Source organism: Helicobacter mehlei, from assembly GCF_007280785.1.
In the GTDB taxonomy this organism is placed as follows: domain Bacteria; phylum Campylobacterota; class Campylobacteria; order Campylobacterales; family Helicobacteraceae; genus Helicobacter; species Helicobacter mehlei.
In genome coordinates this window covers 1-11,937 of sequence record NZ_VKGC01000030.1, presented here as the reverse complement: position 1 = coordinate 11,937, position 11,937 = coordinate 1, and the positions used below count along the sequence as shown (strand labels likewise).

At 44.7% G+C, this 11,937-nt stretch carries 16 protein-coding genes, 2 tRNA genes and 1 pseudogene; 5 read left to right on the top strand and 14 right to left on the bottom strand.

The window, feature by feature from the left end:
- A pseudogene (locus FNE76_RS07625) lies at positions 1-188 on the top strand (hypothetical protein); the annotation flags it as partial.
- Here the strand turns inward: FNE76_RS07625 and FNE76_RS07620 are convergent.
- Genes FNE76_RS07620 through FNE76_RS07605 form a run of 4 tightly spaced genes read right to left on the bottom strand, consistent with a single transcriptional unit; the run spans position 169 to position 1,611 of the window.
- Entirely contained in the window at positions 169-486 is a 318-nt protein-coding gene (locus FNE76_RS07620; RefSeq protein ID WP_120948343.1) for a hypothetical protein, read from the bottom strand. The pseudogene FNE76_RS07625 and the gene FNE76_RS07620 sit on opposite strands and share 20 nt — an antisense overlap.
- Complete coding sequence (locus FNE76_RS07615) at positions 483-761, bottom strand: phage holin family protein (RefSeq protein ID WP_235852260.1); 279 nt, start codon at positions 759-761, stop codon at positions 483-485. The genes FNE76_RS07620 and FNE76_RS07615 overlap by 4 nt, the downstream gene beginning before the upstream one ends.
- Complete coding sequence (locus FNE76_RS07610) at positions 761-1,087, bottom strand: hypothetical protein (RefSeq protein WP_120948341.1); 327 nt, start codon at positions 1,085-1,087, stop codon at positions 761-763. The genes FNE76_RS07615 and FNE76_RS07610 overlap by 1 nt, the downstream gene beginning before the upstream one ends.
- Before the next feature lie 2 nt (positions 1,088-1,089).
- Entirely contained in the window at positions 1,090-1,611 is a 522-nt protein-coding gene (locus FNE76_RS07605) for a DUF5675 family protein (RefSeq protein ID WP_120948348.1), read from the bottom strand.
- A gap of 550 nt (positions 1,612-2,161) precedes the next feature.
- Between FNE76_RS07605 and FNE76_RS07600 the strand changes: the two genes are divergently transcribed.
- Positions 2,162-2,238 (top strand) — tRNA-Ile (locus tag FNE76_RS07600).
- A 28-nt stretch (positions 2,239-2,266) separates the two neighbouring features.
- Positions 2,267-2,343: transfer RNA gene (locus FNE76_RS07595), tRNA-Ala, on the top strand.
- A 111-nt stretch (positions 2,344-2,454) separates the two neighbouring features.
- Here FNE76_RS07595 and FNE76_RS07590 read toward each other — a convergent pair.
- Positions 2,455-2,952, bottom strand: a complete 498-nt coding sequence (locus FNE76_RS07590) for a hypothetical protein (RefSeq protein ID WP_120948340.1) — start codon at positions 2,950-2,952, stop codon at positions 2,455-2,457.
- A gap of 35 nt (positions 2,953-2,987) precedes the next feature.
- On the opposite strand from FNE76_RS07590, the gene FNE76_RS07585 reads away from it, so the two are divergent.
- Complete coding sequence (locus FNE76_RS07585) at positions 2,988-3,872, top strand: aspartate carbamoyltransferase catalytic subunit (RefSeq protein ID WP_120948339.1); 885 nt, start codon at positions 2,988-2,990, stop codon at positions 3,870-3,872.
- Here the strand turns inward: FNE76_RS07585 and FNE76_RS07580 are convergent.
- The 5 genes from FNE76_RS07580 to FNE76_RS07560 form a co-directional block, all read right to left on the bottom strand.
- The gene (locus FNE76_RS07580) at positions 3,855-4,808 is read right to left on the bottom strand and encodes a transaldolase family protein (protein WP_120948338.1); all 954 of its coding nucleotides are present in this window, start codon (positions 4,806-4,808) and stop codon (positions 3,855-3,857) included. The two genes, FNE76_RS07585 and FNE76_RS07580, sit on opposite strands and share 18 nt — an antisense overlap.
- Positions 4,805-6,166 carry a UDP-N-acetylmuramoyl-L-alanyl-D-glutamate--2,6-diaminopimelate ligase gene (locus FNE76_RS07575; RefSeq protein WP_120948337.1) on the bottom strand — a complete coding sequence of 454 codons (1,362 nt, stop codon included), beginning with the start codon at positions 6,164-6,166 and terminating at the stop codon, positions 4,805-4,807. Before FNE76_RS07575 ends, FNE76_RS07580 begins: the two co-directional genes overlap by 4 nt.
- Positions 6,163-6,786: a histidine kinase gene (locus FNE76_RS07570; protein WP_120948336.1), complete on the bottom strand. Its 624-nt coding sequence runs from the start codon at positions 6,784-6,786 to the stop codon at positions 6,163-6,165. The genes FNE76_RS07575 and FNE76_RS07570 overlap by 4 nt, the downstream gene beginning before the upstream one ends.
- Positions 6,777-7,061, bottom strand: coding sequence for a NifU family protein (locus tag FNE76_RS07565; protein WP_006017324.1), 285 nt, complete (start codon positions 7,059-7,061; stop codon positions 6,777-6,779). The genes FNE76_RS07570 and FNE76_RS07565 overlap by 10 nt, the downstream gene beginning before the upstream one ends.
- A 70-nt stretch (positions 7,062-7,131) precedes the next feature.
- Positions 7,132-8,139, bottom strand: a complete 1,008-nt coding sequence (locus tag FNE76_RS07560) for a YeiH family protein (RefSeq protein WP_120948335.1) — start codon at positions 8,137-8,139, stop codon at positions 7,132-7,134.
- 51 nt (positions 8,140-8,190) lie between these two features.
- Here FNE76_RS07560 and FNE76_RS07555 point away from each other — a divergent pair, with 51 nt between their 5' ends.
- On the top strand, positions 8,191-8,451 hold the full coding sequence (locus FNE76_RS07555; RefSeq protein WP_120948334.1) for a hypothetical protein: 261 nt from the start codon (positions 8,191-8,193) through the stop codon (positions 8,449-8,451).
- Between the two features lie 79 nt (positions 8,452-8,530).
- Here the strand turns inward: FNE76_RS07555 and FNE76_RS07550 are convergent, their stop codons facing one another.
- The 4 genes from FNE76_RS07550 to FNE76_RS07535 all read right to left on the bottom strand — a co-directional run bounded on the left by FNE76_RS07550 (position 8,531) and on the right by FNE76_RS07535 (position 11,713).
- Positions 8,531-9,307, bottom strand: coding sequence for a tetratricopeptide repeat protein (locus FNE76_RS07550; RefSeq protein ID WP_120948333.1), 777 nt, complete (start codon positions 9,305-9,307; stop codon positions 8,531-8,533).
- Positions 9,308-9,330: 23 nt separating this feature from the next.
- On the bottom strand, positions 9,331-10,170 hold the full coding sequence (locus FNE76_RS07545) for a tetratricopeptide repeat protein (protein ID WP_120948332.1): 840 nt from the start codon (positions 10,168-10,170) through the stop codon (positions 9,331-9,333).
- A gap of 193 nt (positions 10,171-10,363) precedes the next feature.
- Complete coding sequence (locus tag FNE76_RS07540; RefSeq protein WP_162983085.1) at positions 10,364-11,347, bottom strand: tetratricopeptide repeat protein; 984 nt, start codon at positions 11,345-11,347, stop codon at positions 10,364-10,366.
- 63 nt (positions 11,348-11,410) lie between these two features.
- Entirely contained in the window at positions 11,411-11,713 is a 303-nt protein-coding gene (locus FNE76_RS07535) for a hypothetical protein (protein WP_120948330.1), read from the bottom strand.
- Positions 11,714-11,937 lie beyond the last annotated feature (224 nt).

Genomic DNA, 11,937 nt, shown 5'->3' with positions numbered 1-11,937 from the left:
ATTTAGAGAATGCCAAGGGCAATCCAGTTATTATCGCGGCCGCTGAAAAGGTGGCTAGGATGTTCAGCGATTTAAAAATCAGCCTCTATGGCAAAGAAAGCCTATTGCCCACTGAAAGCACCCAGAACGATTACACCCAGATGACCACCCAAGAGCTGTTAAAATTGGCTAATGACCCACCCTCTTAAATGCCTCTAGCAATTGGGTGGCGTGATCTAATTTCTCTGTGCAAGTCTTTAAGTCTTGGGATTGCAGGTGGGAATAGTGTTGCGCAATGCTTTTAAGCTGTAGGGGCTTTTGCGCGTTATAAGTTTCCCAGTCTAGTTCTAGCTTTTTGATTTGGGCATTTTGGTGGTCTAAGTGTTCTTGGGCGATTTTAAGCCTCTCTTCATAGAGGGTGGCTTTTTTATGGTAGTGCCATAGGCCCCCCAGCGCGCTTAAAAGGGCAATGCCCAAACTTATAAGCGGTAGAACAACTAGATTCATTTGCGCAACCCCAAAATCTTTTTAACCACTTCTAGCGCGTTATCTAACCCTAGATAGCCTATCGCCGCGCTCACCCCCACCTTTGCCAAGTAGGGTAAATCGGTCGCAGAGAGTATCCCAAAGGCACAGATGCACAAAAAAGAGCTAGTTAGCACCACAACCAGGGCATTACGCGCACTCTGTTCGGCATTGTTAAAATAGTTTAAACCCCCGGCTAGCAAACCCACGAGTGCAATGGGGATGAGTTCTAGCATCTCCTCTAAATGCGTGTTCATCATTCTAGCCTTTCCCTTATCTCCAACATTAAAATTTGTTTGCTAATGCCGTGTTTTTGCGCCTCTTTGATCAGATCGTCAATCACGCCGGCAGTGCTTGTGTTGTCTTTTTTGTTCTCTTCTTCTTTGATCAGGGCTTTTTGCAATTGTTCTTTTATTTGTTTGGTCGCGGGTGTGCTATCTTTATTGCCCACAAAGATCAACAAGGTGGCGATCGAGGAATTGTATTTGATGAAGTAGTGGATATTTTGGGCCACTGAAAGCACGAGGGCAAGGGCGATGAACACTCCCACAAGGGCCTTAAGCCTTTCTTTAGAGGGGGACATTTTTAATCCCCCTCTTCTTCATCTAGCCCAATGATGGTGAGGCTAAAGTTTTCCACCCCGTGGGTTTCGCACAGGTTGTAAAAGCGTTCCACCGCCTTAGTGCTTTCTGTGATCTTGCCACTCTCTTTGTTATACCCTAAACCCAGCAGGATACAGCCCAGCGTATCGATGGCGTCATTGCCAATGTGGATCATGATGCGCCGATTGGCAAAGCCTAGGACTTCGGGGGTTTTTAACCATAGGGCCTTATTGCGCCCATTGGTGCCTTTTTGGCGGTAGCTAGGTGGGACACACACGCCACTATCAGCCCAAGCTAGGCTGTATTGGCGGGGGATGATGGGGCGGTCCAAGCCCGCCTTATCTGTGGGCTTGCCGCTATTTTCCATTGTGTAACAGCTGAAAATCTCTGTTTTGCCCGCCCAGACCACCAGCCGCCCCAAAGTGCCTTTTTCTTTCTTCCCATTTTTGGCAACTTCTTTGGAAGTGTGTTGCCTTGTGATGATGACCTCAAAGAGGTTAGCCATTTTTTGCTCCTTGCGTTTTAATTTTTGGGGGAGCAATCTTAGCCCAAAGTAGTTCCCCAAAAAAAGGGTTAATTCGGCAGTGCCCTAGGCTAGAGGCTTTAAAACCAAGATGCGCTTTTTTAGGTTAGCCCTTGTGGCTTAAGACCCCCCCTTTAAATCTGAAAATTTTCAAAAAGTCCTAAGACAACAGACAAAGCGACTCTAGTAAGTAAAGTGGGTTTGGGGGCACTTAAGTAAATTTTGGGACTTTGCCCCCATTTTAAAAACAGGACTCTTTAAAAATTTAAGTGCTTGACACATTTAAAAAATTTGGGTAGCATTCTAGGACTTTAATGTTCTTTGACTTGTTAGACGCGCCCAAATTGAGCCAAAAATAGACACTTTGGCACAATAGGCAGGCTTAAACCCCCTAGGGTAGGGATTTATTAGGGGCGGTGTTGTAGTGAAGTTCAATACTAACCAGAAAAATTTAAGGAAGTTCAATACTAACCAGAAAAATTTAAGGAACGGGGTGGTAGAATTGGGTTTCTTTTTGGTGGTTATTTTTAGAGGGCTTATAGCTCAGGTGGTTAGAGCGCACCCCTGATAAGGGTGAGGTCAGAGGTTCGAGTCCTCTTAAGCCCACCATTTCCTTTATATTTTTAATAATTTTTTTGGGGGATTAGCTCAGTTTGGGAGAGCGCCTGCTTTGCACGCAGGAGGTCAGCGGTTCGAGCCCGCTATCCTCCACCATTTTTAACCAAGTTCGCTTTTAATCCTAACTCTTGACACCAAGTCCTAGAATATTTACAAGCATTTATTTTTGGATCTATGCGCAACATAGTATTTCTCATTGGAACAGACCTAAAACATAGGCACAGGCACGCGGTAAGCAAAATTCAATAAAATTGTGCCTAGCCCCTCAAAGTCAATCTCCAATTTGGCTTCCTGCGCGGATAAATAATCTAATTTAGCAAAGGCAACCAAATAACCCTTAGCATATCGGTTGGTCGTGTAAAGCACATCATCAAATTCAGCTTTGCCAATCTCGCGACTCCACATAGGCTCGATCGCACCATGGGTTCCATAGAGTTTATAAGAGATCATGTCATTCTCATAGATACTAGAATCTTGGCTAAGCACTTCCACAAAGAAAAATTCGCGTTCATGGTAGATTACGGGATCTACATCGTTTAAATGCGTGGTAAACACGCTCACAACGGGGCGTAAATTTTGGATGATCTCGCCCTTGCGGGTCGCTTGGGTGCGTTTTTCGGCTAAAAAGTCAGGCTTGTAGGCTTGGTGAAACCCCTCTCCACACCCCGCCCACAACAACACCCCCAAGAGAAGTAAAATTCTCATGTTATAATCCTCCCATCTTGATTGAAAGCAAATAGATGAACCTTATTTTAACCCAAGATTTGTGTGATGCAGAGGTTTTGGCCCTCTTAAAGCGCGCCAATACATTTCTAGCCCAAGATTTGCAATATGGAGGGTCCTTAAACCATAAGGTCATTGTGGCGTTGTTTTTTGAGCATTCCACCCGCACGATCGCTAGCTTCCAAAATGCTGCCTTTAGATTACACGCCAATTTTAACGCCTTTAATATCCAATCTAGCTCGACCAAAAAGGGCGAGAGTTTACTCGACACCCTCTTAAACCTGCAAGCCATGCAAGTGGATTTGCTCATCACACGCCACCACCACTCCAGCGCAGCGCATTTTTTTGCCAAGCACCTTACATGCCCGCTGATCAATGCCGGGAGCGGGTCGCTAGCCCACCCCACCCAAGCCCTGCTAGACTTGCTCACCCTTTACAACCACTTTGAGGGGCAATTACAAGGCAAGACCATCGCCCTTGTGGGGGATATTAAAAACTCTAGGGTGGCTAATAGCAATTTAGCCCTCTTGCCCCGCTTTGGGCTCAAACCCCTGTTGGTTGCTCCCCCGCATTTCTTGCCCAAGACCTCTTTTGATCACACCCATGATCTGCAAGAAGCCCTAGAAGTGGCAGACATTGTGATGAGTTTGCGCACCCAAACTGAGCGCCATTCTTTGCAAACCTATGGGTCGTTGCAAGATTATGCACACCATTATTGCTTAAAACAATCCATGTTAAAAGATAGAGAAATTGTGATCTTACACCCCGGACCCGTGCACCGTAATATTGACATCGAAGACGCTTTGTTAGACGATCCGCGTTGTAAAGTCCTCGAGCAAGTCAAGCTAGGCGTGGCTTTGCGCATGGCACTGCTCGAATCAATGTTATCTGAGTCTGTGTAGTATCTCGCTAAACGCATTTTTAAAGGCCATTAAACCCTTTTCCAAGAGTTCCGAATAGAGACTGGAATATAAAAAATTTTTAGCGGTCGCGCTGAGATTTTTAGAGAGGGCGGGGGGTGGGCTAGGCTCGTTGTAATAGGCGTGCAAAGCCTCTAGGGGGGCGGTGCTGATGCTATGCTCAAGCTTTAGGGCTTGGAGGTAGTAATCTTTGGGCAGTATGGGGTCCTTAACCCCCGTGCTGGCAAAGAGGGGGTAGATAGTGTTAGATACCTCCCGCACTTGTTCATAACACGCTAGGGCATTGCCAATCCCGATTTTATTGCGCAAGTGTTGTTGAGTCCATAAAGAGAGGTAGGAATGTTTTAATAAGTCATTGGCTTGGGTATCCACCCTAGAAACAAAGATACTCACCACCGCCATCGGGGCTTTTTTTAGGGCTAGGGCACATCGGCGCGCCTGATTAGGGCTAAAAACCAAGGTGGCATTTAAAGGCATGTCCTCGCCCTCTGCCAAGCGTTCCATCACCTTAATCCCCTCGTTGGTAGCGGGGATTTTGATCATCACATTGGGCATGCCAATGCGCTCAAACAACGCCCGCGCCTCTACAATGCTTGCACTAACATCATTTGCTAAGTTGGGATCAACTTCTAGGCTAATATAGCCCGTGGCTTTGTTTTTCTCCCATAGAGGCAATAACATGTGTGCGCATTGCTTAATATCCTCAATCACCAAAGATTCATAAATATCCTTAGCTGGGGTGTTCGTGGCTTTAAGTTGCTTGATAGACTCTTGGTAGGCTGGGGAGCTCAAGGCTTGGGCAAAAATAGTGGGGTTAGAGGTCGCCCCAAAGATGTGCCTCTTTTCTAAGAGTTCCTTAAACTGCGTGGTTAAAAAAGTGCACTCAATAAAATCACACCACAGATAATGATCTTTCATGTTCTCTCCTCAAAGTAAGTTTTCACCACTTCTCCATCATCAAAGGGTAGGTTTTGATTGCCAACAATCTGCACGCTCTCATCGCCCTTACCCAAAATCAGCAATACCTCATCGCTTTTGAGTGCCTCAAGAGCTAGAATGATCGCCTCTTTGCGATCAACCTCCAAGATCACTTGGGTGCGCTTGTGCTTAGGGATACCGGCTAAAATCTCTTGCATGATCTCTAGGGGATCTTCATCTCTAGGGTTATCCGAGGTGATATAAATCTGCATGGCATGTTGGCTAGCAATCGCACCCATTAAGGGGCGTTTGGTCCTATCCCGATTACCCCCCGCCCCAAAAAGTGCCTTGATCTTGTGCCCCTTAAAACTATTAAAAATCTGCTCAAACCCATCGGCGGTGTGGGCAAAATCCACAATCACCAAAGGCTTAGCATGCACCACTTCCATACGCCCCTGCACGCCCAAGAAGTTTTGCGCCAATACGCTTAACTTCTCTAGATTCTCTTTTGTTAAAAGCTTCACACACAAGAGCCCCCCCAAGAGGTTATAAAGATTATGTAACCCCATTAAAGGGGAGTGCAACAAACACGCCTCATGCCTGCTCTTTTCTGGTGATCGATAACGCATACTGGGATTTTCCCAAAACTCCACATGCGCGCTTAGACTGGGCGATAAAGAATACGCGCTCACACTCAAATGGCTTTTACTCTCAATGCCATACCCATAGGCATTTGTGGGGTTAAAACGCACATGGGGATCATCCCGGTTAATGATCTTCAAGCCCGTATCGTTTAAAAATGCATTTTTGACTGCCCGGTATTCTTCTAGGGTGTGGTGGTAGTCCAAATGATCGCTGGTGATATTGGTGATCACTTTGGCACTAAAATCTAGCCCCAAAATGCGCTCTTGGGCGATCGCATGCGAGCTAACTTCCATGACAAAATAACGTACCCCCTCTTGCTTGGCGCGCTCAACATCGCTATAAAGCTCCAAAAGTGGGGGTGTGGTGAGTCCTTTTGGCTTTAAGCGTCTATCATTACAAAAAAAACCCCTTGTGCCCAGCAACGCACAGCCATAGCCCAAATCCAAAAGCAAGGAATAAATCAGACTTGCGGTTGTGGTCTTGCCATTGGTGCCGGTGATCCCAATGATATGAGGCCCCAAATCAAAATGATTTTTCAACTCTGAAGCGTGGATATAGGGTGTGTTGGGGAATTTTTCTAGATGGGCTTGCACAAAGGCTTGGTTACTAGGGGTTTGGAGCAACAAACAATGCGGATCGCCCAAATCGCGTGTGTCATCGCTAATGGCACCAAATACACGCCCCAAAACTTCTATGCGTTTGGCAAGTTTCATTTTTTAGAGGCTTTGAGGGTTTGTTTTTCTAAAAGGAGGGCTTTTTGCAAGATGGCACCAATGCGCTTATCATACCAAAGCAACTCACGCATGTTTTCGATGTAGGAGATCGACATCTCATAAAACTGGTTGGCGACCAAATTGTCTAAAAACTCATAAAAGTCCTCTTTTTTATCAAAGATCACCTTGGTGCTGAACATCAGATTTTCAAAGACCTCTTTAAAATTTTTACCCACACACATCGCCTTAAAATCAGCATATAAAATCCCATCCAAGCTCTCTGCTTTGAGCTGGTTTTCTTGCCCAAACATCCGCGCCATTTTGCTCAAACTCTCATCAAAGGAATTGATCAAATCCATGATTTGGTTTTGGATACTAGTTTTATAACGGCGTGGCTGGGAGTCTAGGAGGTTTTGGTAGAGCTCATAAAAACTATGGGCTTCTTTGGGGAAATCTAGAGCAATGTCGCTTAAAAGTAAGCCGATTTTGGCATGCGCATCCAAAGGTTCTAAAAACAAGGCTTGGGAGAATAAAAACAACGCCCTAAAATATTGCTTCTGCAAAAAAGCCTTATAACCTTGCGTGTTTAAGGATCGTTTCTTAGGATCGCTTATGGACATGCGCCCTCTTTGAAAAGTTGCCGGTATTGCTCTTTGGATACATGCACCACCTGCATATCGGGGTGAATCTCCTCTTGTAAGCACCGCTCAATGCCAAATTTAAGCGTATTGGCACTGCTAGGACAGCCCTTGCAAGCCCCCTCTAGGCTCACATAGACCTTTGCCTCTTTGATCCCTAGCAACACCACATCGCCCCCATCTCTTAAAAGCATGGGGCGGATTTTCTCTAGGGCTATCTCCACGGGTTTTTGTAATTCTGCATCGCTAAAAACCATCATCACTCCTTAAAGCCTTTCATTATAGCTTATATCGTATTCTGAGCAACTTATAAATATATTGGCAACCCTACAGCAATAATTTAACCAGCCCAAAACCCCCCACCAGCAATACGCCCCACAAAATCAAAGCCAAGCTAAAAGCCTTGCCACCCAGTTCTAAAAACTGCTTCAAATTGACCTGCAAGCCTAAAGCCACCATCGCACACACCAAGCACACAACTGAGAGTTCTTGCAAAACCCGCACGCCTTGTGTCAAGGTTTGTGCATCCACAAAGCCACCAAGCTTAGGCAAAAGCGAATGCGACACCACCACGCCCAAAAAGGCAAAAGCAAAATAGGGGATTTGCAAGGGCGTTTTTTGCGTGCTGGGTGTGGCGCGCTTGAGATAAAACAACACCCCCAAGAGCAAGGGGATGAGCATGATCACGCGCACCATTTTAAGGGTGATTGCGACCTTTTCGGTCTCCGGTGAAATGGCACTAGCCGCACCCACCACATTAGCCACTTCATGTAAGGTCGCACCAATATAGATTCCCTCATGCAAAGGGCTTAGTGGGATCAAGCCTAGCTGGTAGAGCAGGGGGTATAAAAACATGCTTAATAGCCCAAAAACAATCACAGAGCCCACAGCCACCACGCCCTTATGCGGTGCCGATTTAAGAACACTCTCTAGGGCTAAGACCGCCGCTGCCCCGCACACCGCACTCCCACACGCCACCAACATCGCCAAATCCAGCTCCAAGCCCATTTTACGCCCCACATACACGCCCAGCAAAAACACCCCCACCACCACGATCAAGGCGATGATCAAGGGCATATAGCCATAGTGCAAGATGTCATGCAAGGTTACATTAAAGCCATAGAGGATAATACCCAAACGCAAGAGTTTTTTAGCACTAAAATGCACGCCCGCCTGCGTGGTTGTGGCGATTTTGGGATAGACAAAGGAGAATCCAAAACCTAGGAGCACCCCCACTAAAAGTGGGGAAATATGGTGTTGTGCCAATACGGGGAAATGTGCCCCATAAAGTGCCAACGCACTCAGTCCAGCCACGAAGATAAGCCCTAAAAACATCTAACCCCCAAGCGTGATTTAGAGCACTAGGATAGCACAAAAGGGCAATGATTGGCTATGAGATGGGGGTGCTCAAGGCGTATTTGCGCTTTAACCCCCTTATTTGCCTCAATCTCCTATAACGCCCCTTTTACACAAGAGGAATCCATGTCTAGCCAAAAAGAAGCTCATAGAAGATCAAATCAAAGACGGGTTAAAGACGCTCAAACTGCATTACTACGCCAAAACAAACCCGATCAATTTTTGCATGACGACATTTTATACGCCAACACGCTCCAAGGTTACTTCTTTGAAACTAGCTGTGGTCTTTAAACAGCTACACCAGTGCCAACACCGTAGCCAAAACCGCCATTTTTTAAATAGATGTTAAAGCGACATCGTTTGTTTTGGATCATTCCAACCCCTCTAGGGCCTGCATCGCCTCTTCATTGCCAAACTCCACAGCTTTTTCTAAGAATTTTTTAGCCTTTCCACGCTTTTTGCCCGTGCCAATCCCCATTTTATAAGCCATCCCAATTTGGTAAAGGGTTTTACCAGTGTACTCCTTAGCAACCATGTTTTTGTTAAATTTTGTTACTTGTAAGAGTTTAAGATTAATGATATGTTTAAAGACTGAACCCACCATGAGATCAGAAATTGGATCGATGCCTAAGCCTCCATGATTTAAAAATGTTGCCATCCCATTAGCTCCCGATTCAATAATGATCTGCCTATACACTTTGAGGGCTTTCTTGGGGTCTTTAGGTACGCCCAGACCTTTTTGAGCCATGGTGGCTAGACCGTAATCAGTGAGCATGTAAGCAGTTGCAGCTTTTACTGGGCTAAGTCCTCCAGCAGCCAGATCTTCTGTGTTGCCTTTCTGCTTACGCCAAGCTTCTAGCCTGCGCCATACGGAATCAAAATAGGTTTTAGCCTGATAATAATCCACCTTTGTCCCCCTACCCTCTAAGTAGCAAATCCCTAAAAAGGCCGTGCCTAGAACATTATCGTCTGCATCTGCCTGCTTGAAGTGCTCAAAAGCCTCTTTGTCGCGGTGTTTGCTTAGGGCTTCATACCCTTGTTCAACTTGCTGGCCTAGGGAATAGTCTACCCAATACGCCCTCAAAGGGGTACATACAAGCCAAAAAAATCCAAACAACAATGCCCATTTGCGTAAACTAACCGACATGTTTATCCTTTTATTTAAATTATTTAAAGATCACGCATAGCCTTTAAGGCTTCCTTATTGCCTAAGTCAAAAGCCATGTTGAAACATTCCTTTGCCTTTTTGTGGCTTCTGCCTGTGCCTACCCCCATTTTATAAGCCATGCCCATTTTATAAAGGGTTTGGCCCACCAAAATTTTAATAAAAGGGAGTCGGCGTAAAAGCGCAACGGGCAATTTTTTCAAATTAAAAGTCTTCGAAACTGGGAGGCGGGCTAAACCACCTACATAAGGCAACATATTTGTTAAAGACCATCCATGCCCGTTATTCGCCCCTACATTGGCTAAGATCAGTTTATAAAGCTTAAACGCTTTTTTGGGGTCTTTTTTACCCTCCAAGCCCTCTTCATACATGTGGGCTAAACTCAAATTCACCACAATCATGGCAGCACTAAGGTAAGTTGGGATATATGGTTCCCTCTCACCAAGGAGGCCCTCACCAGGGTTACTCCCATCAAGACTATTGTATGTATGTGCTTTAGACACTTCTTTCTTAACCGCAGGATTGTTCAGTACAATATGGAAATAGACTTTGGCTTTATTGAGGTTAGCCTCAACCCCTAAGCCATAGGCATAGAGCCTACCCAAAAGTGCCGTACCCAACACATCGCCTTTTTTATTGGCCTGCTCGTAAATCTCATAGGCTTTCTTGTAATTTTGATTGAATAGATCCGCTTGAATGCCCTCGTATAAAGAAGGGCTGATCTTTTCATCAAAATTCTCATCCCCTCTTAAGGGTGCAAACGCTACCCACAATGCCAAAAAACCTACTAGGATTTTTTCAAGCACAGACCAAAAACCGTGATTGACTCGTTTTTCATAACACATCAATTTTCCTTTCCTTGAGAGAGTTTTTTAACGCTTTGGCAAGCTTTATCTACTGCCAACAACAAGACCACTTGCCACACACGCTTTTTCAACACAACGCAAGATTTTATTTTGAAATCCACTTTTAAAACTTGGCATCATGAAGTTTTAAACTTCATTTTTTAAGAGGCTAGGGCTTTAAGATTTTTACAGCTTACTTGCGCTCTTTTAAAACTCTTAAATCTTCACAACCCCGCTTATCACCTAGTCGGCAAGCCTTTTTATAATATTCTTCGGCCTTAGCTTCTGATGCCCCCTTTGGGAACACACCTGTTGCCGTTGCGCACTCAGCACTTCCGTATAAAGCCCCCAAAGCAGTATAAGCCTCAGCATCCCCCATCTTGGTAGCTTTTTCATAGTATCCTAGAATTTTTGGAAGGGCACTTGTGTTTTGACCATCTGTGTTTTGACCATCAACAAATATGTTTTGATTATCTGGACTTTGACTATCATAAAAATCATGGTCGCAATAGAGATTCCCCAAAGCAGTATAAGCTTTGGCACTTCCCATTTTTGCCGCTTTTTTATAGTATTCCTTGGCTGCTTGGTAATAAGAATCTGCCATGCTGTAATAAGAATCTGACATATCCTTGTATTTCTTTGACTGCTCGTCCGTCAGCTTACGAAAATCTTTACGATTTTCCGGAAGATTTTCCATACCTTTGTTATCGTAATCTTCGGCTTTTTCAAAATAAAATTTTGCAGCTTTGAGATACGCATCCACATTATGATTTTGAGGCGCATTGCTTAGGATTTTGCTTAGGGTTTCAGCTTTTTGACAAACCTCTTTATCTCTCGCAATTTGGCAAAATTTTTGGTAATAATGGTGCGCCACTTTGCCATCTTGCTCCACTCCCATGCCATTCTCATACATGACCCCTAACATGCCATATGAGCTAGCATTCTCCATTTTTGCCCCTTTTTGGAAGTATTGCAGGGCTTTAGAGTAATCTTTAGCAACACCTTTGCCATTGAAATACATCAACCCCAAGTCGAAATAAGCCCTAGTCTCCCCCATATCTGCCGCTTTTTGGTAGTATTGCAGGGCTTTAGAGTAGTCTTTATTCTCATCGTAAGACTTTGCCATTTTGTAATACTCATCTGCCTGACTATTGGCATAACAAACCCCTAAAACCACTGCGAGCCCTAGCAAAACCCGCAACACACATTTTTTAAACGCCACTGACATTTTTACTCCTTGTCAAGATTTAGATTTAAGACTTAATTCTGTAGCTTTCTGCAAGTAAGCTTTTGTTTCATTCCCTACCATACAAAAGCAAGCCAGCTCAAAAAGAGCCTGCCCCAATGCTTTACATCTCCAGTCATCACTAGAATAATGATCTGCCATGATGATTTCAAGGTCAATTTTGTTTTTTTGATTTGTTAAGTCCAAAACTATATTGCGCAGTATTTTGGACACTTCTAGCAATCTAGTTTGCAAAAAATGTAAGAGTTCAGATAAAAACACTTGGAGAACCCCAAAACTATCAAGCGTAGCACCCATGATTGCCCACTTCTTGCTTTTTAAACTTTTAAAATCTATAAGATGAAAGGCAGGAGTGGAAAAAGGCGAGGGGTTAGAACAAAACTTTAGTTCAGCTGTGCTTAGTGGTTGTATGGGGGGGGGGGGGGGGTAAAATAAGGCCAGGTTTTAAGGGTCCATACAAGGGCCCAAGGCCATTTTTAATCGCTGGGGTGTGAAACGCCAGGGGTGATTTTAGGATGGTT